The sequence below is a fragment of the Kitasatospora sp. NPDC001664 genome (genome assembly GCF_053596675.1).
The window spans coordinates 91,814-114,486 of record NZ_JBSFGS010000005.1; the positions used below are offsets into that span (position 1 = coordinate 91,814).

General features: G+C 72.9%; 18 protein-coding genes. 11 read left to right on the forward strand and 7 right to left on the reverse strand.

The annotated features are described in order from the left end of the window. Positions 1 to 3 precede the first annotated feature (3 nt). Positions 4 to 690, forward strand: a complete 687-nt coding sequence (locus ACWCYY_RS09240) for a response regulator transcription factor (RefSeq protein ID WP_449795577.1) — start codon at positions 4 to 6, stop codon at positions 688 to 690. Next, positions 687 to 2,060 (forward strand): sensor histidine kinase, encoded by a 1,374-nt coding sequence (locus tag ACWCYY_RS09245; RefSeq protein WP_345290151.1) that lies wholly within the window; start codon positions 687 to 689, stop codon positions 2,058 to 2,060. Before ACWCYY_RS09240 ends, ACWCYY_RS09245 begins: the two co-directional genes overlap by 4 nt. Before the next feature lie 7 nt (positions 2,061 to 2,067). Here ACWCYY_RS09245 and ACWCYY_RS09250 read toward each other — a convergent pair whose 3' ends face one another. From ACWCYY_RS09250 to ACWCYY_RS09260, 3 genes are all read right to left on the reverse strand, one after another. Beyond that, positions 2,068 to 3,753: an acyl-CoA mutase large subunit family protein gene (locus ACWCYY_RS09250; protein WP_449795578.1), complete on the reverse strand. Its 1,686-nt coding sequence runs from the start codon at positions 3,751 to 3,753 to the stop codon at positions 2,068 to 2,070. 132 nt (positions 3,754 to 3,885) lie between these two features. Continuing rightward, positions 3,886 to 4,218, reverse strand: coding sequence for a DUF3817 domain-containing protein (locus ACWCYY_RS09255; protein WP_345290149.1), 333 nt, complete (start codon positions 4,216 to 4,218; stop codon positions 3,886 to 3,888). A 56-nt stretch (positions 4,219 to 4,274) separates the two neighbouring features. After that, positions 4,275 to 4,781 (reverse strand): MarR family transcriptional regulator, encoded by a 507-nt coding sequence (locus ACWCYY_RS09260; protein WP_345290148.1) that lies wholly within the window; start codon positions 4,779 to 4,781, stop codon positions 4,275 to 4,277. Between the two features lie 445 nt (positions 4,782 to 5,226). On the opposite strand from ACWCYY_RS09260, the gene ACWCYY_RS09265 reads away from it, so the two are divergent. Together ACWCYY_RS09265 and ACWCYY_RS09270 are read left to right on the forward strand one after the other, a co-directional pair. After that, a complete protein-coding gene (locus ACWCYY_RS09265; RefSeq protein WP_345290253.1) occupies positions 5,227 to 6,861 on the forward strand; it encodes a M4 family metallopeptidase in 1,635 nt (544 codons plus the stop codon). 537 nt (positions 6,862 to 7,398) lie between these two features. Then, entirely contained in the window at positions 7,399 to 9,045 is a 1,647-nt protein-coding gene (locus ACWCYY_RS09270; RefSeq protein WP_449795579.1) for a M4 family metallopeptidase, read from the forward strand. Positions 9,046 to 9,135: 90 nt separating this feature from the next. Here ACWCYY_RS09270 and ACWCYY_RS09275 read toward each other — a convergent pair whose 3' ends face one another. Then, positions 9,136 to 9,459 (reverse strand): DUF3817 domain-containing protein, encoded by a 324-nt coding sequence (locus tag ACWCYY_RS09275; protein ID WP_345290145.1) that lies wholly within the window; start codon positions 9,457 to 9,459, stop codon positions 9,136 to 9,138. A gap of 171 nt (positions 9,460 to 9,630) precedes the next feature. On the opposite strand from ACWCYY_RS09275, the gene ACWCYY_RS09280 reads away from it, so the two are divergent. The 4 genes from ACWCYY_RS09280 (at position 9,631) to ACWCYY_RS09295 (ending at position 12,463) form a co-directional block, all read left to right on the forward strand. After that, positions 9,631 to 10,272, forward strand: a complete 642-nt coding sequence (locus ACWCYY_RS09280; protein WP_345290144.1) for an AIM24 family protein — start codon at positions 9,631 to 9,633, stop codon at positions 10,270 to 10,272. Then, complete coding sequence (locus ACWCYY_RS09285) at positions 10,272 to 10,922, forward strand: AIM24 family protein (RefSeq protein WP_345290143.1); 651 nt, start codon at positions 10,272 to 10,274, stop codon at positions 10,920 to 10,922. The genes ACWCYY_RS09280 and ACWCYY_RS09285 overlap by 1 nt, the downstream gene beginning before the upstream one ends. A 149-nt stretch (positions 10,923 to 11,071) precedes the next feature. Continuing rightward, the gene (locus tag ACWCYY_RS09290) at positions 11,072 to 11,893 is read left to right on the forward strand and encodes an AIM24 family protein (protein ID WP_345290252.1); all 822 of its coding nucleotides are present in this window, start codon (positions 11,072 to 11,074) and stop codon (positions 11,891 to 11,893) included. 51 nt (positions 11,894 to 11,944) lie between these two features. Further along, positions 11,945 to 12,463: a MarR family winged helix-turn-helix transcriptional regulator gene (locus tag ACWCYY_RS09295; protein WP_345290142.1), complete on the forward strand. Its 519-nt coding sequence runs from the start codon at positions 11,945 to 11,947 to the stop codon at positions 12,461 to 12,463. Positions 12,464 to 12,519: 56 nt separating this feature from the next. On the opposite strand, the gene meaB is transcribed toward ACWCYY_RS09295, so the two are convergent. Together meaB and ACWCYY_RS09305 are read right to left on the reverse strand one after the other, a co-directional pair. Further along, positions 12,520 to 13,476 carry a methylmalonyl Co-A mutase-associated GTPase MeaB gene (gene meaB / locus ACWCYY_RS09300; protein ID WP_345290141.1) on the reverse strand — a complete coding sequence of 319 codons (957 nt, stop codon included), beginning with the start codon at positions 13,474 to 13,476 and terminating at the stop codon, positions 12,520 to 12,522. Positions 13,477 to 13,662: 186 nt separating this feature from the next. Next, positions 13,663 to 14,853 carry an acetyl-CoA C-acetyltransferase gene (locus ACWCYY_RS09305; protein ID WP_449795580.1) on the reverse strand — a complete coding sequence of 397 codons (1,191 nt, stop codon included), beginning with the start codon at positions 14,851 to 14,853 and terminating at the stop codon, positions 13,663 to 13,665. Positions 14,854 to 15,104: 251 nt separating this feature from the next. Here ACWCYY_RS09305 and mce point away from each other — a divergent pair, with 251 nt between their 5' ends. From mce to ACWCYY_RS09320, 3 genes are all read left to right on the forward strand, one after another. Then, a complete protein-coding gene (mce, locus tag ACWCYY_RS09310; protein ID WP_345290138.1) occupies positions 15,105 to 15,548 on the forward strand; it encodes a methylmalonyl-CoA epimerase in 444 nt (147 codons plus the stop codon). Between the two features lie 441 nt (positions 15,549 to 15,989). Beyond that, complete coding sequence (locus ACWCYY_RS09315; protein ID WP_449795581.1) at positions 15,990 to 20,519, forward strand: hypothetical protein; 4,530 nt, start codon at positions 15,990 to 15,992, stop codon at positions 20,517 to 20,519. Between the two features lie 106 nt (positions 20,520 to 20,625). Further along, positions 20,626 to 21,555, forward strand: coding sequence for a coiled-coil domain-containing protein (locus ACWCYY_RS09320; protein WP_345290136.1), 930 nt, complete (start codon positions 20,626 to 20,628; stop codon positions 21,553 to 21,555). 283 nt (positions 21,556 to 21,838) lie between these two features. On the opposite strand, the gene ACWCYY_RS09325 is transcribed toward ACWCYY_RS09320, so the two are convergent. Further along, complete coding sequence (locus ACWCYY_RS09325) at positions 21,839 to 22,606, reverse strand: alpha/beta fold hydrolase (protein ID WP_449795582.1); 768 nt, start codon at positions 22,604 to 22,606, stop codon at positions 21,839 to 21,841. Positions 22,607 to 22,673: the final 67 nt, after the last annotated feature.

Genomic DNA, 22,673 nt, shown 5'->3' on the forward strand with positions numbered 1-22,673 from the left:
CCCATGAGCAGCAGCCCGAGGATCCTGGTGGTGGACGACGACCCGGAGGTGCGGGCCGCCGTCGAGGACGGTCTCGCGGTGGCCGGGTACACCACCCGGGGCGCACCGGACGGCCTGGCCGCCCTCGCCGAGCTGGGCGGCTGGGAGCCGGACGCGCTGGTGCTGGACGTGATGATGCCCGGGCTGGACGGCCTGGCGGTCTGCCGGCGGCTGCGCGCCCTCGGCGACCGGACGCCGATCCTGGTGCTCACCGCGAAGGACTCGGTCAGCGACCGGGTGGACGGGCTGGACGCGGGCGCCGACGACTACCTGGCCAAGCCCTTCGCGCTCGACGAGCTGACCGCCCGGCTGCGCGCGCTGCTGCGCCGGGCCGCCCCGGAGGCGACGGACGGGGCGCTGACCCACGGCGACCTGGCACTGGATCCGGTGAGCCGGACCGGCCGGCGCGGGGGGCGGCCGCTGGAGTTCACCCGCACCGAGTCGGCCCTGCTGGAGCTGCTGCTGCTCCACCCGGGCCAGGCCCTGCCGCGCGAGCTGGTGATGGAGCGGGTCTGGGGCGCGGACTTCGGGCCGGATTCCAACTCCCTGGCGGTGTACGTCGGTTACCTGCGCCGGAAGCTGGAGGCAGGCGGCGAGCCGAGACTCGTACACACCGTCCACGGGGTCGGCTACCGCCTCGGTGACGCATGAGCGAGCACGCCCGCTGGCGCAGCCGCCGCCCGCTGCGCACCCGGCTGGCGCTGGCCACCTCGGCGGCGGTGGCCCTGGTCGCGCTGGGCGTGTGCGCCGCCGCCTTCGTGGTGATCCGCTACGAGCTGGTGCACCAACTGGACCTGACGCTCACCCAGCACGCCACCCTGGTGAAGCAGCAGCAGCGCGGGCAGCCCCCGCAGGTGCTGCACGGCGAGTGCGGCTACCTGGCCGCCCCGCCCTGCACCCAGATCGTCCCGGCCGACCCGGGCCGGGACCCGTCGGCGCCCTGGCTGCTGCCGGTCACCGGGGCGACCCGGCAGGTGGCGGCGGGGCGGCGGGCGGCGTACTTCACCGCCGTCACCGTGGACGGGCACCCGGCGCGGATGCTCACCACGCCCTACGAGGCCGAGCCGGGCCGGGCCGTCCAGGTGGCGCTGCGCTCCGACACGGTGGAGCAGGGCGTGCGCCAGGCCGGGGAGCTGCTCGCGGCGGTGGCCGGGGCCGGGGTGCTGCTGGCCGGCGGGCTCGGCTACGCGGTGGCCCGGACCGGGCTGGCCCCGGTGGCCCGGCTGACCTCGACCGCCGAGCGGATCGCCGCCACCCGGGACGCCACCGTCCGGATCGAGCTGCCCGAGGGCCGCGGCGAGGACGAAGTCACCCGGCTGGCCCGGGCGTTCAACACCATGCTGGGCGAGTTGGAGCAGTCGGTGACGGCCCGGCGGCGGCTGGTCGCGGACGCCTCGCACGAGCTGCGCACCCCGCTCACGGCACTGCGCACCAACGCCGAACTGCTGGGCCGGGTCGAGCGGTTGACGCCCGAGCAGCGGGAGCGGGCGGCCGCCGGGCTGCAGCGGCAGCTGCGGGAGGTGACCGGGCTGGTGAACGACCTGATCGAGCTGGCCAGGGACGAGGAACCGCAGGCCCTGGTGGAGACCGTCCGCCTCGACCTGCTGGTGGCGCACTGCGTGGAGACCGCCCGGGGCCACTGGCCCGCGGTGCGCTTCGAGGCCGCCCTGGCCGCCGACGTGACGATCCCGGGCGTCCCGGCCCGGCTGGTGCGGCTGGCGGGGAACCTGCTGGACAACGCGGCCAAGTTCAGCCCGCCCGGCGGACCGGTCGAAGTGACGCTCACCGAGCGGGAGTTGACGGTGCGGGACCACGGCCCGGGGATCTCCCCGGAGGACCTCCCGCACGTCTTCGACCGCTTCTACCGGGCCCCGTCCGCCCGCGCCCTGCCCGGCTCGGGCCTCGGCCTGGCGATGGCCCGGCAGATCGCCCGGGCCCACGGCCTGGAGCTGGACGCGGAGCGGGCCCCCGGCGGCGGCGCGCTCTTCCGCGTGCGCCTCGGCCGCCGGGGGCCCGGATGAGGGTCCGTCAGAACCGTGCGGTCTCCTGGTAGATGCCCCACTCGCCGCGCAGCGCGTTGCAGATCTCGCCCAGGGTGGCCTCGGCCCGGATCGCGTCGAGCATCGGCGGGATCATGTTCTCCCCGGAACGGGCGGCCGCCAGCATGGCGTCCAGCCCGGCCCGCACCGCGACCTCGTCACGCGCGTCCTTGCGGGCGCCGAGCACCCGGACCTGCTCGCGCTCGACCTCGTGGCTGACCCGGAGGATCTCCAGTTCGGGAGTGACGCTGCGCGGGTGGCAGTTGACGCCGACCACGCGCTTGTCGCCCTTCTCCAGCGACTGCTGGTACTGGAAGGCGGCCTCGGCGATCTCGCCGGTGAACCAGCCGTCCTCGATGCCGCGCAGGATGCCGGAGGTGATCGGCCCGATCGGGTGGTCGGCCGTCCCCTTGTCCAGGATGCGCTGGAAGATCTCCTCCGCCTGCGCCTCGATCCGGTCGGTCAGCGCCTCGACGTACCAGGAACCGCCCAGCGGGTCGGCCACGTTGGCGACGCCGGTCTCCTCCATCAGCACCTGCTGGGTGCGCAGCGCGATCTCGGCGGCCTGCTCGCTGGGCAGCGCCAGCGTCTCGTCCAGCGCGTTGGTGTGCAGCGACTGGGTGCCGCCGAGCACGGCGGAGAGCGCCTCGACGGCGGTGCGCACCACGTTGTTGTACGGCTGCTGGGCGGTCAGCGAGACGCCCGCCGTCTGGGTGTGGAAGCGCAGCCACTGCGCCTTCTCGGTCTTCGCGCCGTAGCGGTCGCGCATCCACCGGGCCCAGATCCGGCGCGCGGCGCGGAACTTGGCGATCTCCTCGAAGAAGTCCAGGTGCGCGTCGAAGAAGAACGACAGGCCGGGGGCGAAGACGTCCACGTCCAGGCCCCGGGAGAGGCCGAGCTCGACGTAGCCGAAGCCGTCGGCCAGGGTGTAGGCGAGCTCCTGCGCGGCCGTCGCCCCGGCCTCGCGGATGTGGTAGCCGGAGACCGAGAGCGGCTTGTAGGCCGGGATGCCGGTGGCGCAGTACTCCATCAGGTCGCCGATCAGGCGCAGGTGCGGCTCGGGGGCGAAGAGCCACTCCTTCTGGGCGATGTACTCCTTGAAGATGTCGGTCTGCAGCGTGCCGTTGAGCACCGAGGGGTCGACGCCCTGGCGCTCGGCCGCCACCAGGTACATGCAGAAGACCGGCACGGCCGGGCCGCTGATGGTCATCGAGGTGGTGACGTCGCCGAGCGGGATGCCGTCGAACAGCACCTCCATGTCGGCGGCCGAGTCGATCGCCACGCCGCAGTGGCCGACCTCGCCGAGTGACTTGGCGTCGTCGGAGTCGTAGCCCATCAGGGTCGGCATGTCGAAGGCGACCGAGAGCCCGCCGCCGCCGGCCTCCAGGATCATCCGGTAGCGCTCGTTGGTCTGCTGCGCGTTCCCGAAGCCGGCGAACTGACGGATCGTCCAGGTGCGGCCGCGGTAGCCGGTGGCGTGCAGGCCACGGGTGAACGGGTACTCGCCCGGCCAGCCGATCCGCTCGAAGCCCTCCACGGGCTGGCCGGGGGCCGGGCCGTAGACCGGCTCGACCTGGTCACCGCTGAGCGTGGTGAAGTCCGCGTCCCGCTTCCGGGCCTTGTCGTAGCGCTGCTGCCAGCGCTGCCGGCCTGCCTCGATGTCCTCGGCGTCCACGTCAGGACTCCACTCAACTCACGGCCGCCGCCCTTGTGGGGCAGGGCACAGCTTCGGCTTGTCCCGACAATTTACTCGGACGTCCTAGTAAATGTCGATGGCTGCCGATGAGCGGGGCCGGGCTGTGTCGGGTCAGGCCTGCGCGGGCTGCTCGGTCACGATCAGCGGGGCGATCTCGCGCGAGACCTTGCGCTCGACGAAGAAGGCGGCGGTCGGGATGGTCCCGGCCAGCAGCACCCAGGCCAGCTTGCCCATCGGCCACTTGGCCTTGGAGCCCAGGTCGAAGGCGAACACCAGGTAGACCACGTAGAGCCACCCGTGCGCGATGCTGACCACCGAGGTGAACGAGGCCGCGGCGGAGCTGTCCAGCGCGTACTTCCCGACCATGCCGAGGGTCAGCAGGATCAGGAGGACGCCGGTGACGTAGGCCAGGGCCCGGTAGCGGGTCAGCACACTCTGCTTCATGGCATCGAGGGTAGCCGCCCTCACGGGCACCGATCCGCGGGGGTCGGCCCGGGCGCTCAGCCCTGGAAGTCGCCGGCCGCGACCCGCAGCGGGAGCAGCACCTCGAAGATCTTCCGGCACTGCTCCTCGCTGTAGCCCTCCAGGCCGAAGTCCATCGCCATCAGCTCCCGGGTGGCCTGCTCGACCACCTCGCGGCCCCGGTCGGTGATCGAGGCCAGCACGCCGCGGCCGTCCAGCGGATTGGGGCGGCGGGCCACCAGGCCGGCCCGCTCCAGCCGGTCCACGGTGTTGGTCACGCTGGTCGGATGGACCATCAGCCGCTCGCCGATCTTGGAGAGCGAGAGTTCGCCGGTCCGGCTGAAGGTCAGCAGCACCAGTGCCTCGTACCGGGCGAAGGTCAGCCCGTACGGCTTGACCACCGCGTCCACCCGGCCGAGCAGGATCTGGTGGGCCCGCATCACCGAGGTGATCGCCGGCATCGCGGGCGCACCGCCCCACCGGTCGGTCCAGTGCGCCTCGGCGCGGGCGATCGGGTCGAAGTCGAGAGCTAGCGGCTTGGGCATCGCCCCACCGTACCCGCGAGTCGGCCCTTGGGTAGCGGCTGTCCACGATGGTGGACAAGGGTCACACCTGGCGGGGTCCCGCCAGCGGGGCCGCCGGATCGCCACCGAGCGTGCAGCCGATCGCTACGGTGAGCAACTACCGGCAGGGGAACGGGAGTTGCCGATTCTCACGGCCCGGTGGCGGGCCGCGTCGCGGCTCTGCCCGCGAGCACGGAGGTTCCGTCCCGCTATGCCCCTTGTGCCCGGCGCAGCGATCCGGCCACCGCACGGCGGGGGCGCACTGGCGGGACCCGGCCAATACCCGGCGAAGACCTGTCATTTCACCTGATGGATTGTCATGCTTCTGGCCATCCCGTACGGCACCGCCACCCCACCCTCATGGCCGGTGCCGCCCGCGACCGCGACCGCGGTCGGCCCCCACGGAAGGAACCCGTACGTGAAGCGAATGCTGACGGTCGGCGCCGCTCTCTCCGCCACCGCGATCCTCGCCAGTGCCATCCAGGTCAGCGCCGTCGCCCAGGCCGCGCCGGTCTCCGTGAGCAGCAAGGGTTCGACCCTCCAGCGCGCCGAACTCAAGGCACTGGCCCAGTCGTACGCCCCCGTGGTGGCCAAGGCGCTGGGCCTCGGCTCCTCGGAGGCGCTGGTCGCCAAGGACGCCGTGCTGGAGGCCGACGGCAGCAAGCACCTGCGCTTCGACCGGACCTACGCCGGCCTCGCCGTGCACGGCGGTGACCTGGTCGCCCACCTGAGCGCCAAGGGCAAGGTCGTCTCCGTGGACAAGGCCACCGAATCGGCCATCGCGCTGCCCAGCCTGACCCCGGCCGTCGCGGCCGACAGCGCCGCCAAGCAGGCCAAGGGCGCCGTGCAGGCCACCGTCGGCCAGACCATCGACGCGGACGAGGCCCCGCTGAAGTCGGTCACCGGCACCTCCGCCGCCAAGCTGACGGTCTGGGCCGTCTCCGGTGCCCCGCGCCTCGCCTACGAGACCGTGGTCGAGGGCGTGCGCGAGGGCGGCATCCCCTCCGCCCAGCTGCTGATCACCGACGCCGCCACCGGCGAGGTGCTCTCCACCCACGAGCAGTACGTGGCGGCCGCCGCCACCGGCTCGGGCAAGGGCGTGCACGTCGGCTCGGTCACCCTGACCACCAACTACACCGGCTCCACCTACGAGTTGAAGGACCCGACCCGGGGCAACACCCGGACCTCCGGCCTGGCCGGCGGCACCTCGGGCAACGGCACCCTGTTCACCGACGCCGACAACGTCTGGGGCACCGGCTCGGCCTCCAACGCGCAGTCCGCCGCCGTGGACGCCCAGTACGGCGCGGTGGCCACCTGGGACTACTACAAGAACAGCTTCAACCGCCTCGGCATCCGCAACGACGGCGTCGGCGCGCTGAGCCGGGTGCACTACGGCAACGCGTACGTCAACGCGTTCTGGAGCGACAGCTGCTTCTGCATGACCTACGGCGACGGCACCGGCAACACCAACCCGCTGACCGCGCTCGACGTCTCCGGCCACGAGATGACCCACGGCGTCACCTCCAACACGGCCGGCCTGGTCTACTCCGGCGAGTCCGGCGGCCTGAACGAGGCCACCTCGGACATCTTCGGCACCATGGTCGAGTGGTCCGCCGGCCTGTCCGTCGACCCGGGTGACTACCTGATCGGCGAGAAGATCAACATCTTCGGCAACGGCAAGCCGCTGCGCTACATGGACAAGCCCTCCCAGGACGGCAAGTCCAAGGACACCTGGTACTCGGGCATCGGCTCGATCGACGTCCACTACTCCTCGGGCGTCGCCAACCACTTCTTCTTCCTGCTGGCCGAGGGCAGCGGCGCCAAGGTGATCAACGGCGTCAGCTACAACAGCCCGACCTCCAACGGCTCCACCATCGTCGGCATCGGCCGGACCAAGGCCGCCGCGATCTGGTACAAGGCGTTGACCACCTACATGACCTCCACCACCAACTACAAGGGCGCCCGCACCGCGACCCTGAGCGCGGCCTCCTCCCTCTACGGGGCCAGCAGCACCGAGTACAAGACCGTCGCCGCCGCCTGGTCGGCGGTGGGCGTCAACTGACGTCCCCTCAACGGCACTCCGACGGCCGGCCCCCTCTCCGGGGGCCGGCCGTCCGGCATTTAGCAGGTACACCGTCAAAGCGACAAGACGCCCGCGGTGGCGAAGTCCCGCCACTGGCACTTCTGGTACGTACCAGAGTCCCGATTACCCGCAATGTGTCCGCAACACGGGGATTGGTCTGGACAGTTGCCGGATTTCGACGGCCGTTCAGCTTCCGTTCGGGTCGAAACTCCGTACCGCTGCCCCTATTTGACCGACATGTCCGTCATGTCAGGGCGTCGATCCGGCCATCACGGAGCGTGCGGAACTGGCGGGTGCTGGCCAACTCTCGACTGAGACCTGTCATTTCAGCACCTGCATTAGTCATGCTTCTCGCCAGCCCCGTACGGCACGGCCGCCCCACCACATCCGGCCGTGCCGCGTGACCGCACGGAGCAGCACGTCAGCACCCGTTCCGCCCCACAGGCCGCCAACCCCGGCGCCCCGGAGCGAGGTGCGACCGCGCACACGCGGTTGAACTTCGGAAGGAACCCGCACATGAAGCGCACGCTGACTGTCGGAGCCGCTCTCTCCGCCTCGGTGATCCTCGCCAGTGCCATCCAGGTCAGCGCCGTCGCGCAGGCCGCCCCCGTTCCGGCGAGCAGCAAGGGCGCCGTCACCGCCCAGCGCGCCGAGCTCAAGGCGCTGGCCCAGTCGTACGCGCCGGCCGTCGCCAAGGCCCTCGGCCTGGGCAAGGACGAGGCCCTGGTCGCCAAGGACGCCGTGGTGGACGCCGACGGTGCCCGGCACCTGCGCTTCGAGCGCACCTACGCCGGCCTGTCGGTGCTCGGTGGCGACCTGGTCGCCCACCTGAGCGCCAAGGGCAAGGTCCTCTCCGTGGACAAGGCCACCGAGGCCGCCATCGCGCTGCCCAGCCTGACCCCGGCCGTCCCGGCCGACAACGCCGCCAAGCAGGCCAAGGGCGCCGTGCAGGCCACCGTCGGCCTGACGGTGGACAAGGACGAGGCCCCGATCAAGCAGGTCACCGGCACCTCCGCCGCCAAGCTGATCGTCTGGGCCACCTCGGGCACCCCGCGCCTCGCCTACGAGACCGTGGTCGAGGGCGTGCGCGAGAACGACATCCCGTCCGCGCAGAAGCTGGTCACCGACGCCGCCACCGGCGAGGTGCTCTCCACCCACGAGCAGTACCTGGCCGCCGCGGCCACCGGCTCGGGCAAGGGCGTCTTCGTCGGCTCGGTCACCCTGACCACCAACACCTCCGGCTCGACGTACCAGCTGAAGGACCCGAGCCGCGGCAACATGTACACCACCACGCTCAACAACAAGACCTCGGGCAACGGCACCCTGCTGACCGACGCGGACAACGTCTGGGGCACCGGCACCGTCTCCAGCGCCCAGTCCGCCGCCGTGGACGCCCAGTTCGGCGCCGCGGCCACCTGGGACTACTACAAGAACTCGTTCGGCCGCCTCGGCATCCGCAACGACGGCGTCGGCGCCTACAGCCGCGTGCACTACGGCCGCAACTACGTCAACGCGTTCTGGGACGACGGCTGCTTCTGCATGACCTACGGCGACGGCGCCTCCAACACCCACCCGCTCACCGAGCTGGACGTGGCCGGCCACGAGATGACCCACGGCGTCACCTCCAACACCGCGGGCCTCAACTACGCGGGCGAGTCCGGCGGCCTGAACGAGGCCACCTCGGACATCTTCGGCACCATGGTCGAGTTCACCGCGAACATCGCCGCCGACAAGGGCGACTACCTGATCGGCGAGCTGATCAACATCAACGGTGACGGCACCCCGCTCCGTTACATGGACAAGCCCTCCAAGGACGGCGGCTCGGCCGACTACTGGTCCTCCGGCGTCGGCAACCTGGACGTCCACTACTCCTCGGGCGTGGCCAACCACTTCTTCTACCTGCTCTCCGAGGGCAGCGGCGCCAAGACCGTCAACGGCGTCAGCTACAACAGCCCGACCGCCAACGGCTCGACCCTGACCGGCATCGGCCGGACCAAGGCCGCGGCCATCTGGTACCGCGCGCTGACCGTGTACTGGACCTCCACCACCAACTACGCGGGCGCCCGCACCGGCACCCTCAAGGCGGCGGCGGACCTCTACGGCACCGGCAGCGCCGAGTACAACGCGGTGGCGGCCGCCTGGACCGGCGTCAACGTCAAGTGACGTCCCGTCAGCACCGCTAGTACCGCCTGAACGCGCGAAGGCCCGGTCCCTCCGGAGGGGAGGACCGGGCCTTCGTGTCGTTCCGGGCGGTCAGGCCGCGGCGGGCTGCCCGGCGGCCGGGTACTCGCCGCGCTCCTCCTTGGCCAGCATCCGCTCGGCCGCGAAGCCGCCGAAGGGCAGCACGGAGAGCACGAACAGCACGATGCCGCGCTTGGCGTCCCAGCGCTGCTTCTGCCAGGCCAGCGCGAGGAAGACCACGTAGAGGACGAAGAGCACGCCGTGCACCATGCCCATCACGGGCACCGCGTTGAAGTCGGTCGTCCGCTTCAGCAGCGAACAGATCAGCAGCAGGATGAAGGACAGGCCCTCGGGGGCGGAGACCAGGCGCAGGCGGTGGACGGCACTGCTCTTCACGGTGGGTACCTCGTAACGTCGGCGGGCTTGTGAACCGGCGCACAAACCGGCCCCGCCATTATGACCCGCCCTTTACCTTCACCCGGACGGCGGGGGCCCTCGTGTACCGGATCTGTACCAGTGGCCCCGGGGCCCCTCCCCCGGCGCGAACCGGACCGCTATCTTCAGCGCGTGGCACAGTTTCGACTCCAGGGCTCCAAAGTGCTCGCCGTCGACCTGGCGGGCGACTCGGTCAAGGCCCGCAACGGTTGCATGGTCGCGTACACCGGACAGATGAACTTCAAGAAGCTCAGTGGCGGTGGTGACGGCCTGCGCGGCATGGTCACCCGCCGGCTGACGGGCGAACAGATGGAGGTCATGGAGGTGAAGGGGCAGGGCACCTGCTACTTCGCCGACCGGGCCACCGAGATCAACCTCGTCCGGCTGAACGGCGAGACCCTCTACGTGGAGGCGGACAACCTCCTCTGCACCGAGGCGAGCCTCAGCACCGGCACCAGCTTCACCGGCCTCAACGGGATGGCCTCCGGCACCGGCCTGTTCACCACCAAGGTGGAGGGCCACGGCTGGGCGGCCGTCACCTCGAAGGGCCCGGCGGTCATCCTGCGGGTCTCCCAGGGGCTGCCGCTGCGGGTGGACCCGGGCGCGTACATCGCGCACACCGGGAACCTCAACCGGGCGCTGAAGTCGGGCGGCGGCTGGACCGCCAACCTGATCGGCGAGGGCGGCGGCGAGGCCGTGCAGGTCGAGTTCAACGGCGAGGGCCTGGTCTACGTCCAGCCCTCCGAGCGGCTCACCATCGGGGGCGACGTCTGATGCCGTTCACCAAGGTCAACTCCAAGCTGATCGAGGCCAAGGTCTTCCCCGGCCAGCGCATCCTCAGCCAGCGCGGCTCGATGATCGCCTACACCGGCGAGGTCTCCTTCACCCCCAACGTGATGGGCGGTCAGGGCGGTGTGATGGGCATGATCGGTCGCCGGGTGGCGAACGAGGACACCCCGCTGATGAACGTCGAGGGCCAGGGCTCGGTGCTCTTCGGCCACGGCGGCCACCACATCCAGATCATCGAACTCACCGGCGACACCCTGCTGGTGGAGGCCGACCGGCTGCTCGCCTTCGACGGCACGCTCCAGCAGTCCACCGTCTTCCTCGGCTCGCAGGGCGGGGTGATGGGCATGGTGCGCGGCCAGATGAGCGGCCAGGGCCTGTTCACCACCCAGCTCAGCGGCCAGGGTTCGGTCGCGGTGATGGCGCACGGCGGCTTCGTCGAGCTGCAGATCCAGCCGGGCCAGCCGGTGCACGTGGACCCGCAGGCCTACGTGGCGCACCGCGGCCAGGTGCAGAACAAGCTGTCCACCTCGCTGGGGTGGCGCGACATGGTGGGCCGCGGCTCCGGCGAGGCGTTCCAGCTGGAGCTCTCGGGCCACGGTGTGGTGTACGTCCAGGCGAGCGAGGAGAAGCTCTGATGTCCTACCCGCCGCAGCAGCCGTACCCCCCGCAGCAGCCCTACGGCCAGCAGCCGGGCTACCCGCCGCCGCCCCAGCAGCCGTACGGGCAGCAACCGGGCTACCCCCAGCAGCAGCCCGGGTACCCGCCGCAGGCGCCCACCCAGCACATGCCGCAGCCCGGCCAGGGCATGCCGGAGCCGCCGCCGGTGCACGACGTGCACAGCCTGCCGGTGAACGACAACGTCAACCCGTACTGCTTCTCGGTCGAGCTGAACGGCCCCTACTACCTGCAGAAGGGGAAGATGATCGCCTACTACGGCGACGTCCGCTTCACGGGTGTGGGCCACGGCTCGATCGACCGCGCACTGGGGCGCAACTTCAACTCCCCGCTGCACGCCTCCGACTGGGTGGTGGCCGAGGGCCGGGGCAAGCTGCTGCTCGCCGACCGCGCCTTCGACCTGAACTCCTACGACTTGGAGAACGGCAACCTGACGGTCCGTTCGGGGAACCTGCTGGCCTTCGAGCCGACCCTCCAGCTCAAGCAGTCGATCATCCCGGGCTTCCTCACCCTGATCGGCACCGGCAAGTTCGTGGCCGCCTCCAACGGCCCGGTGCACTTCGTCGAGCCGCCGATCAAGGTGGACCCGCAGGCGCTGGTCGGCTGGGCCGACTGCCCGGCCCCCTGCCACCACTACGACCACGGCTACATGACCGGCCTGCTCGGCGGGCTGCGCCAGCTGACCGGGATCGGCGGCGCCTCCGGCGAGGAGCACCAGTTCGAGTTCATCGGGGCCGGAACGGTGCTGATCCAGTCCAGCGAGACCCTGATGGCCGAGCGCTCGGTCGGCGTGGTGCACGCCGAGGCCGGCGTCCCCGGCGGCGGGTACGGTGTACCCCACCAGGCGGGGCACGGCGGGCAGCAGCTGCCCAACATCAACGTCCCGGGGCTGGGCAACCTGGGCGATCTCGGGCGGCGGTTCGGACTCTAGGGCCCGCCGTACGATTGTAGAACTTTGAACTATCTCGGTATGCTGTCTGCCATGGACGCCTCTACCGACACCCCCGCAGAGGTCTCCTCCCCGCCGGTGGCGGAGGAGGAGACCCCCTGGCTCACCGCCAAGGAGCAGCAGTTCTGGCGCGCCCACCTGGAGGTCAGCCACCTGCTCGAGTACCAGCTCGGCCGCGAACTGCAGCCCCACGGGCTGGCCAACAACGACTACGAGATCCTGGTCGTGCTCTCCGAATCCCCCGACCGGCGGATGCGGATGACCGACCTGGCCACCGCCACGCTGCAGTCCAAGAGCCGGCTCTCGCACCAGATCACCCGGATGGAGTCGGCCGGCCTGGTGCTCCGTCAGGAGTGTCCGGGCGACCGGCGCGGCCTCTTCGCCCACCTCACCGAGCACGGCTGGGACATCCTGCGCAAGGTCGCCCCCGACCACGTGCGCTCCGTCCGGCACCACTTCATCGACCGCTTCACCCCGGAGCAGATCGACGCCCTGTTCGCCGCCCTCGCCCCGGTCGCGGAGCACCTGCGCGGCCTCAAGGGCCGCAGCTGACCGGCGCCTGACGCACCGTCGGCCGGACACCCCCGGGTGTCCGGCCGACGCGCGTCTCAGGCCTCGGTGAGCCCGGCGACCAGCTCGTCGGCCGCACCGTACGGATCCAGCTCGCCGGCCGCCACGCGCTCCGCCAGTGCGGACAGGTGCCGGTCCCCGCGCAGGTCGCCGATCCTCGCCCGCAGCGCGGACAGCGCGATCGCCTCGACCTCGTCCGCCGCGCGGCGCCGCCGGCGGACCGTCAGCTCACCGCTCTCCGCCAGCCAGGCGCGGTGCTTCTCCAGCGCCTCGACCACCTCGTCGATGCCCTCGCCGCGGGCCGCCACGGTCTTCACGATCGGCGGCCGCCAGTCCCCCGCCGCCCGGGCCTCGCCCAGGCCCAGCATGTGGTTCAGCTCCCGGGCGGTGGCGTCCGCGCCGTCCCGGTCCGCCTTGTTCACCACGAAGACGTCACCGATCTCCAGGATCCCGGCCTTGGCCGCCTGGATCCCGTCGCCCATCCCCGGGGCCAGCAGCACCACCGAGGTGTCCGCCTGCGCGGCGATCTCCACCTCGGACTGCCCGACCCCGACGGTCTCCACCAGGATCACCTCGCAGCCCGCCCCGTCCAGCACCCGCAGCGCCTGCGGAGCGGCCCAGGAGAGCCCGCCCAGGTGCCCCCGGGTGGCCATCGAGCGGATGAACACGTCCGGGTCGGTCGCGTGGTCCTGCATCCGCACCCGGTCGCCCAGCAGCGCCCCGCCGGAGAACGGCGAGGACGGGTCCACCGCGAGCACGCCGACCCGCTTGCCGAGCTTGCGGTACGCCGTCACCAGCGCCGAGGTGGAGGTCGACTTCCCCACCCCCGGTGACCCGGTCAGCCCCACCGTGTACGCCCGCCCGGTGTACGGCGCCAGGGCCGCCATCGCCTCGCGCAGCTGCGGCGCGGCGTTCTCCACCAGGGAGATCAACCGCGCCACGGCCCGCGGCCGGCCCTCCCGGGCCTGCTCGACCAGCGCCGCAACGTCGACCATTTCGCACTCCTCGATCGTGGTCACGCCCCGCAGGGCGCAGGGAACGTACGTGGTTACGCCCGGGGGCGCGAGGAACTGCGCGAGGCGGAAGGCCACTCACCTGCAACTGAGGCTCCATCAGCCAGTTGCCGGTGCTGCCGTTCCCCTGCGCGCAGTTCCCCGCGCCCCCGGGATGACCACCTACGCTCAGCTCTGCCGCGGCACCCGGACGATCAGGGCGTCGCCCTGGCCGCCGCCGCCGCAGAGGGCGGCCGCGCCGGTGCCGCCGCCGCGGCGCTGGAGCTCCAGCGCCAGGTGCAGCACCAGCCGGGCGCCGGACATCCCGATCGGGTGGCCCAGCGCGATCGCGCCGCCGTTGACGTTGACCTTGTCCTCGGAGACGCCGAGGTCCAGCATCGACTGGTACGCGACGGCGGCGAAGGCCTCGTTGATCTCGATCAGGTCGAGGTCCTCGACGCCGATGCCCTCCTTGGACAGGGCGTGGTTGATCGCGTTGGACGGCTGCGACTGCAGCGAGTTGTCCGGGCCCGCGACGTTGCCGTGGGCGCCGATCTCGGCGATCCAGCTCAGGCCCAGCTCCTCGGCCTTGGCCTTGCTCATCACGATCACCGCGGCGGCGCCGTCGGAGATCTGCGAGGCGGAGCCGGCCGTGATGGTGCCGTCCCTGGTGAAGGCCGGGCGGAGCTTGGCGAGGCCCTCGACGGTGGTGTCCGCCCGGATGCCCTCGTCCTGGGAGAACAGCACCGGGTCGCCCTTGCGCTGCGGGATCTCGACCGGGACGATCTCGGCCTCGAAGACGCCGTTCTTCTGGGCGGCGGCGGCGCGCTGGTGGGACTGCGCGGAGAGCCGGTCCTGGACCTCGCGCTCGATGCCCAGACGGGTGTTGTGCTTCTCGGTGGACTCGCCCATCGGGATGGACTCGTAGGCGTCGGTGAGGCCGTCGTGGGCCATCGAGTCGAGCATCTCGATCGCGCCGTACTTGAAGCCCTCGCGGGACTTCGGGAGCAGGTGCGGGGCGTTGGTCATGGACTCCTGGCCGCCGGCCACCACGATGTCGAACTCGCCCGCGCGGATCAGCTGGTCGGCCAGCGCGATGGCGTCCAGGCCGGAGAGGCAGACCTTGTTGACGGTCAGTGCCGGGACGTTCATCGGGATGCCGGCCTTGACGGCGGCCTGGCGGGCCGGGATCTGGCCGGCGCCGGCCTGGAGCACCTGGCCCATGATCACGTACTGGACCTGGTCCGGGGTCAGGCCCGCACGCTCCACCGCGGCCTTGATCGCGAAGCCGCCGAGATCGGCGCCGGAGAAGCCCTTGAGCGAACCGAGCAGCCGCCCCATGGGGGTCCGGGCACCGGCGACGATCACTGAAGTAGTCATGAGACGAGCCCCTTCGCGCGTCAGGCATGAGGGTGTGGGGATGCCGCCTCAATGTACTGAGCCGTAACCCGGGCGTCACCGGAGCCGAGGTGTGATCAGCGGCACGTGTCACCCATCGGTCAACACTGTGTCAGCACGGGCCGGTGAATTGTGAGCAGGCTCGCACGTGACGTGCTGGCGCTGCGTCAACTCGGTGCGCTGCACTGGTACCCACCTTCCAAACCCCTCACTCTCTCCCCCGGAGGCCAGCCGTGCTGACCCGCATCGACCACATCGGGATCGCCTGCTTCGACCTCGACAAGACGGTCGAGTTCTACCGCGCCACCTACGGCTTCGAGGTCTTCCACAGCGAGGTCAACGAGGAGCAGGGCGTCCGCGAGGCCATGCTCAAGATCAACGACACCTCGGACGGCGGCGCGTCCTACCTCCAGCTGCTGGAGCCGACCCGCGAGGACTCCACCGTCGCCAAGTGGCTCGCGAAGAACGGCGAGGGCGTGCACCACATCGCCTTCGGCACCGCCGACGTGGACGGCGACGCGGCCGACATCAAGGCCAAGGGCGTCCGGGTGCTCTACGAGGAGCCGCGGATCGGCTCGATGGGCTCCCGGATCACCTTCCTGCACCCCAAGGACTGCGGCGGCGTGCTGACCGAGCTGGTCACCTCCGCCGAGGGCGGCGCGCACGAGGCCCACTGAGCCCGGGGCGGGGTCGTGCCCGTACGGCCCCGCACCGTCCACCGGGTGGCGACCCGTCAGTAACCTCCGAAAAGCGCACCGGGGCCATTCCCTCCGCAGGCCGTCCCACTACAATGCCCGGGTGCGCGGAGCTCCGGGGAGGACCGGTCCTGCGGGCACGGCCGATGACGGGGGCAGCCGAGGCTGGTCCCGGCTCAAGGGGAGTCCACCAACCGGGCGCGACGACACGGTCGCAGTTCGGATCTGTCACCATTCTCCACAGGCAAGAGTTCGCTCAGGAGTCCACCCGGACGGCGGAGCGCGGAACGACCGCGCGCCGGACGCCCCCGGGCTCCGACCGTGGCACCCGCCACGGCTGCAAGGACCAGCCGGAACGACCCCGCCACGGGGGTCGCGAGGGCCGGGTCGAGGACGCGACCAGGAGATGGATGGGACCGCGGAGTGCGGGGCTACGACCGCTACGAGGCTGACGATCACCTCTCCCAGTTCGAGGCCGAGTTGGATCGGGCTCGCAAGGAGCGGGACAAGACCGTCCAGCATGCCGAGGACCTCGCCTACCAGGTCGAGGTGCTCCGGGCCAAGCTGCACGAATCCCGTCGGCAGCTCGCCCAGCCGCGCGCCTTCGACTCCGTCTCCGGCCAGGCCGAGCAGATGCTCCGCAACGCCGAGATGCAGGCCCAGCAGCTCCGTGCCGAGGCCGAGCGCCAGCTGCACGAGTCCCAGCAGGCCACCCAGCGGCTGATGGCCGAGGCGGCCGAGCGCACCGCCCGCATCGAGGCGGAGTACAACGCCCGCCGCCGCCAGCTGGAGGAGGAGCTCGCCGAGCTCCGGCACAGCGCCGAACGGCACGTCAACGAGAACGTCGCCTGGGCCGAGCAGACCCGCTCCGGCACCGAGCAGGAGGCCCAGCGCCTGCTCCAGGACGCCCGCGCCGAGTGCGACCGACTGGTCGCCGCCGCCCGGGCCGAGGCCGAGGCGCTGGCCGACCAGGCCCGCGCGCAGACCGCCGCCGACGTGGACGCCGCCCGCGGCGAGGCCCAGGCCGCCGCCGAGGCCGCCCTGCTGCGCGCCCAGAACGACGCCGAGCGCCTGCTCCGGGCCGCCTCCGAGCAGGCCCAGCAGGCCAACGCCCAGGCCGAGGCGGTGGCGGGCGAGGCCCAGCAGCAGCTGGCCGGCGCCCAGGCCGCCGCCGAACAGCGCCTGGTGGAGGCCCGGGCCGCCGCCGAGCGGGGGCTGGCCGAGGCCCAGGCCGCCGCCGAGCGGCGGCTGGACGAGGCCCAGGCCGAGATCAGCCAGCTCAAGCTGAAGGCCGCCGAGGACCAGCAGCGCGCCACCGAGGCGCTGGGCACCGCCCAGGCCGAGATAGAGCGGCTGCGGGCCGAGGTGCTGGCCGAGGCCGAGCGCTCCCGCCAGGAGACCGCCGAGCTGCGGGCGCAGGCCGAGGCCGCCGCCGAGCAGCAGCTGGCCGAGGCGGAGGCCGCCGTCCAGCGGCTGGTCGCCGACGGCGAGGCCGCCTCCGACCAGCGCTCGCAGACCGCCAAGGCCGAGATCGCCCGGATGGTGGCCACCGCCACCAAGGAGACCGACCGGATCAAGGCCGAGGCCGCCACCGTCAAGGCCGAGGCCGAGGCCGCCCGGGCCGCCGCCGCCGAGGAGGGCGAGCGGCTGCGCGGTGCCGCCGAGTCGGTCGCGAACGAGCTGCGTTCCGAGGCCGAGGCGGCCATCGCCGAGCAGCGCGCCGAGGCCGAGCGGGCCGTCGCGGAGCAGCGCGCCGAGGCCGAGGCCGCCGTCGCCCGGCTGCACGAGGAGGCCCGCGAGGCCGGCCGGGCGGAGGGCGCCAAGGACGCGGCCCTGCACCTGGCCAAGGCGGCCAAGCAGGCCGAGGAGGCCGTCGCCCGGGCCGCCCGGGAGGCGGCCGAAGCCGTCGCGGCCGGCACCGCCGAGGCGGAGCGGCTGCGCACCGAGGCGGCCGAGGAGGCCGACCAGCTGCTGACGGAGGCTCAGGCCGCCGTCGAACAGGCACAGAACGCCGCCCAGGAGGACGCCGCCGCGATCCGCGAGCAGCTCACCCGGGCGCACCAGGAGGCCGAGCGGCTGCGCGCCGAGGCCGAGGAGCTGCACGCACGGGCCACCACCGAGGCGGAGCGGGTCGAGGGCGAGGCCCGGCGCCAGGCGGTGCTCCGGATCGAGGAGTCCGCGAAGACCGCCGAGGAGCTGCTGACCAAGGCCAAGGCCGACGCGGACGAGCTGCGGGCCGGGGCCGCCGCCGAGCTGGAGCGGCTGCGGGCCGAGGCCGAGGAGCGGGCCGCCGAGACCCAGGGCCGGGCCGAGCAGACCCTGACCCGGGCCCGCGAGGAGGCCCGCAAGGTCACCGCCACCGCCGAGCAGCGCGGCCAGGACGCACTGGCCGCAGCCAAGGCGGCGGCCGCCGAGAACCGTTCCGCCGCGGAGCGGGAGACCGCCGAACTCCGGCGCGAGGCCGTCGAGTTCGACCAGCGGGTGCGGGCCGAGGCGCAGGCCGCGGCCGAGGCGCTGGCTGCCGAGACCAGGGCCGCCGCCGAGGCCGCCCGCACCGAGGCCTCCGACTGGGCCGACGGCCACCGCGCCGAGGCCGAGGCCTGGGCGGTCCGCCGCCGCGGCGAGGCCGAGACCGAGGCCGAGGCGCTGCGCGAGGAGAGCCGCCGCGAGCGGGCCCAGGCGCAGACCGCGCTGGACCGCGAGCAGACCGAGACCGCCGAACTGCTGGCCGCCGCCCGGGCCGACCGGGAGGCCGCCGCGCTCGAAGCGGACGAGCTCACCACGCGGACCGCCGCCGAGACCGCCGAACTCCGGGCCGCCGCCGAGGCGGAGACCACCGAGCTGCGCGAGCGCACCGCCCGGGAGAGCGCCGAGCTCACCGATCGCACCGCCCGGGAGACCACCGAACTCACCGAGCGCACGGCCGCCGAGACCGACGCCCTGCGCGAGCGCACCGCCGCCGAGACCGACGCCCTGCGCGCCGCGGTCGAGGCCGAGGTGGCCGCGCTGCGCACCGAGGCCGGCACCGAGACCACCGAGCTGCGCGAGCGCACCGCCGCCGAGGTGGCCGAGCAGTTGGCCGCCGCCGGGCGGGAGGCCGAGGAGCTGCGGGCCGAGGGTGCCCGGGAGTTGGCGCAGGCCCAGGAGGAGGCGGCCGCCGCCGTCACCGAGGTCGGCGTGCTGCGGGCCCTGGCCACCACCGAGCTGGCCGAGCTCCGCTCCAACGCCGAGAAGGAGGCCGCCGGGCTGGTCTCGGCCGCCGAGGACGAGGCCGCCGAGGTCCGGCAGTCCGTGGCCGGACTGCACGAAGCCGCCTCCCAGCAGATCGCCGAACTGCGCGCAGCCGCCGAGCGGGAGGCCGCCGACACCCGCGAGCTGGCCGAGCTGGAGACCGCCGAGCAGCGCGAGCTGGCCGCCGCCGAGACGCAGGCGCTGCGCGCCGCCGTCGAGGCCGAGGTGGCCGCGCTGCGCTCCGACGCGGAGGAGGAGACCGCCGCGCTGCGCGAGCGGATCGCCGCCGAGCTCGCCGTCGACCGCGAGCGCACCGCCGACACCATCGCCCGGGACCGGGCCGAGGCCGAGGCCTACGACGAGCAGCTGCGCGCCGAGGCCCGCGCCGAGCGCCAGGACGCGCTGGAGTTCGGCGAGCGGACCAGGGCCGAGGCCGAGGAGGAGGCCCGCCGGACCACGGCGGAGGCCGAGCAGCGGGGCGCCGCGGCCGTCGCCGAGGCGGAGGACTTCGCCGCCGCGCTGCGGGCCGAGGCCGAGGAGTACGCCCTCGCCACCCGCACCCTGGCCGAGGACTACGAGTCGGCCACCCGTGGCCGGGCCGACGCCTACGACGCGGAGACCCGCGAGGCCGCCGAGCAGTTCGACCGGGCCACCCGCGAGCAGGCCAAGTCCGTGCTGGAGAAGGCCTTCGCGGACGCCGAGTCGCTCGGCGAGGACGCCCAGGCCACCGCCCTGGCCACCACCGCCGCCGCCGAGGAGCAGGCCGACGCGATGGTCGCGGCCGCCCGCAAGGAGGCCGAGCGGCTCACCGCGGCCGGCGAGGCGGCCGGCCAGGCCGAGGTGGAGCGCGCCCGCGCCGACGCGGACGCGCTGCTCTCCGAGGCCCGCCGGGACGCCACCGGCATCCGCGAGCGCGCCGAGGAGCTGCGCGAGCGCACCGACTCCGAGATCGAGGCCCTGCACGAGCGGGCCCGCAAGGAGAACGCGCAGGCCATGAAGTCGGCCGGCGAGCGGGTGGACGCGCTGGTGACGGCGGCTCAGGAACAGCTCACCGAGGCCGAGGAGCAGGCCACCACGGCCGTCGCCGAGGCCGAGGAGAAGGCGGCGAAGCTGGTCGCCGACGCCGAGGAGAAGGCCGCCGAGCTCACCTCGGAGGCCTCCGCCGAGGCCGGCAAGGTGCGCATCTCCGCCGTCCGCAAGGCGGAGGGCCTGCTCAAGGAGGCCGAGCAGAAGCTCGCCGCCTCCACCGAGCGGGCCGACAGGCTGCGCACCGACGCGGAGGCCGCGCTGGCCGCCGCCGAGGAGGAGGCGGCGCAGAAGCTGACGGCCGCTCAGGAGGAGGCCGAGCAGCAGCTGGAGGCCGCCTCCGACCAGGCCGAGAAGCGGCTGAAGCGGGCCGACGAGACCGCCGAGGAGCAGCTCGCGCTGGCGGCCGAGGAGGCCGAGCGGATGCTGGCCGAGGCGAAGGCCGAGGCGCAGCGCGTGACCGACGAGGGCCGCCGGGAGTTGGACGAACTGGTCCGCCGGCGCAAGGACATCAACACCGAGATCTCTCGGGTGCAGGACGTCCTGTCCGCGTTGGAGGCCTTCGAGGCGCCGTCACCGGTCGCCCAGGCCAACGGGGGAAGCAGTGGCAAGAAGGACGGGGCGGCGAAGGCCGGTGCCGGTGTCGGTTCTCCCCGTTCGGGGGGCAATCGCACCGGCAGCGCACCACCCGATTGAGCGGACATTGTCCGTGGAGCAACGGCGTTTCGCCGTAGACACTCCGATAACGTGTCAGGATTCCCTCAACCACCTCAGCGGTTAACGACAGGAAGCCCAGAACCCCATGAGCGACAGTCACTCCCCTCACGGCTTCGACCTGGTGCGCCGTGGGTACGAGCGTGCCCAGGTCGACGAGCGGATCACCAAGCTGGTGGCCGACCGCGACTCCGCCCTGACCAGGATCGGCGCGCTGGAGAAGCGCATCGAGGAGCTCCACCTGGAGACCCAGAGCGCGCAGGCCGCGGTCTCCGAGCAGGAGCCCTCGTACGCCGGCCTGGGTGCCCGGGTCGAGAAGATCCTCCGCCTCGCCGAGGAGGAGGCCAAGGACCTGCGCGACGAGGCGCACCGCGCCGCCGAGCAGCACCGCGAGCTGGCCGAGGCCGCCGCTCAGCAGGTCCGCACCGAGGCGGAGAACTACGCCAAGGACCGCAAGGCCAAGGCCGAGGACGAGGGTCTGCGGATCGTCGACAAGGCGAAGAGCGACAGCGCCCAGCTGCGCGCCGAGGCCAACAAGGACGCTCAGAACAAGCGCGAGGAGGCGGACGCCCTCTTCGAGGAGACCCGCACCAAGGCCGCCCAGGCCGCCCTCGAGTTCGAGACCAACCTGGCCAAGCGCCGCGAGCAGTCCGAGCGTGACCTGGCGGCCCGTCAGGCCAAGGCCGAGAAGCGCCTCGCCGAGATCGAGCACCGCGCCGAGCAGCTCCGCCTGGAGGCCGAGAAGCTCCGCACCGACGCCGAGCGCCGCGCCCGCCAGACCGTCGAGACGGCCCAGCGCCAGTCCGAGGACATCGTGGCCGACGCGAACGCCAAGGCCGACCGCATCCGCAGCGAGTCCGAGCGCGAGCTCGCGGCCCTCACCAACCGCCGCGACTCGATCAACGCCCAGCTCACCAACGTCCGCGAGATGCTCGCCACCCTCACGGGTGCCGCCGTCGCGGCCGCCTCGCTGCCGACCGACGACTCCCTCGGCGTCCCGGCCCAGCAGTCCCGCTGACCCACCCTCAGGGCCCGCACACCCCCTCCGGGGAGGTCGTGCGGGCCCTTTGGCATGCGCGGCGACGCCCGGCAGGGCAGCGCCTCGGGGCCGAAGGCCCCAGGGGCGCGAGGAACTGCGCGAGTACGGAAGGCGGACCACCGCCAGGTCGGGGCAGGCGAGCCAGTTGCCCGTGCTGCCGTTCCCCCGCGCGCCCCGCGGCGGAGCCGCCGATCAGCAGAGCCCCGCGCCCCTGAGGCCACTGCCTGGCGGGCCGTCAGAGGGCCGCTGACGGCCTGTCGGGTCAGCAGCGGCGGAGGAGGGCCCGGGCGGCGGCGTTGAAGCTCTCGGGGGCCTCCAGGGAGCTCAGGTGGCCGACGCCCGGGATGACGGTGAGTTCGGCGCCGGGGAGGGCCTCCGCGATGAGGCGGGCCTCGGCCAGCGGGGTGAGGGCGTCGTGCTCGCCGACCACCACCACCGCCGGCACGTCCAGGGCCCGGAGGGCGGCCAGCGACTCGGGCCGGGCGGCCATCGCCCGCTGGGCCCAGGCCACTCCGGCGGGCGAGGCGGCGGCGATCATCTCCCGTACGTGGGAGGTGAGTTCGGGGTCCGCACCGGGCCCGAGCAGCCCGTCCTCGATCTTCTCCTCGGCCAGCAGCGCCACGCTGTCCCGGGCCAGCACGGCCCCCGCGATCCGCTCCCGGTTGGCCTTGGCTGCGGGGGTGTCCACCGTCGCCTTGGTGTCGGCCAGCAGCAGTCCGGCGATCCGCTCGGGGTGGCGGCGGGCCAGCGCCATCGCGACGTAGCCGCCCATCGAGAGGCCGCCGAACACCGCCTGCTCCAGGCCCAGTTCGTCCAGCAGCTCCACCAGGTCGTCGGCCACGGTGTCGAGCGAGGGCGGCGCGTCGCCGACGGGGGTGGCGCCGAAGCCGCGCTGGTCGGGGGTGATCAGGGTGGCGACGTCGGCGAGCGGGGCGAGCTGGGCCTGCCACATCCGGGCCGAGAGCGGGAAGGCGTGCAGGAGCACCAGCGGCGTACCGACGCCGTGGGTGCCGTGAGCGGGGAGAGTCATGGTGCCCACCGTATGGCGGCACACCGACCGGCCGCAGCAGCGCGCTGCTCTGTCCGCTTTGTCATAG

Coding starts and splice junctions, on each gene's coding strand:
- ACWCYY_RS09305 (WP_449795580.1), bottom strand. CDS start 14,853: ATGACTACTTCAGTGATCGTCGCCGGTGCCCGGACCCCCATGGGGCGG.
- meaB (WP_345290141.1), bottom strand. CDS start 13,476: ATGGTCGACGTTGCGGCGCTGGTCGAGCAGGCCCGGGAGGGCCGGCCG.
- ACWCYY_RS09240 (WP_449795577.1), top strand. CDS start 4: ATGAGCAGCAGCCCGAGGATCCTGGTGGTGGACGACGACCCGGAGGTG.
- ACWCYY_RS09285 (WP_345290143.1), top strand. CDS start 10,272: ATGCCGTTCACCAAGGTCAACTCCAAGCTGATCGAGGCCAAGGTCTTC.
- ACWCYY_RS09255 (WP_345290149.1), bottom strand. CDS start 4,218: ATGAAGCAGAGTGTGCTGACCCGCTACCGGGCCCTGGCCTACGTCACC.
- ACWCYY_RS09325 (WP_449795582.1), bottom strand. CDS start 22,606: ATGACTCTCCCCGCTCACGGCACCCACGGCGTCGGTACGCCGCTGGTG.
- ACWCYY_RS09265 (WP_345290253.1), top strand. CDS start 5,227: ATGCTGACGGTCGGCGCCGCTCTCTCCGCCACCGCGATCCTCGCCAGT.
- ACWCYY_RS09270 (WP_449795579.1), top strand. CDS start 7,399: ATGAAGCGCACGCTGACTGTCGGAGCCGCTCTCTCCGCCTCGGTGATC.
- ACWCYY_RS09260 (WP_345290148.1), bottom strand. CDS start 4,781: ATGCCCAAGCCGCTAGCTCTCGACTTCGACCCGATCGCCCGCGCCGAG.
- ACWCYY_RS09290 (WP_345290252.1), top strand. CDS start 11,072: ATGCCGCAGCCCGGCCAGGGCATGCCGGAGCCGCCGCCGGTGCACGAC.
- ACWCYY_RS09295 (WP_345290142.1), top strand. CDS start 11,945: ATGGACGCCTCTACCGACACCCCCGCAGAGGTCTCCTCCCCGCCGGTG.
- ACWCYY_RS09245 (WP_345290151.1), top strand. CDS start 687: ATGAGCGAGCACGCCCGCTGGCGCAGCCGCCGCCCGCTGCGCACCCGG.
- ACWCYY_RS09320 (WP_345290136.1), top strand. CDS start 20,626: ATGAGCGACAGTCACTCCCCTCACGGCTTCGACCTGGTGCGCCGTGGG.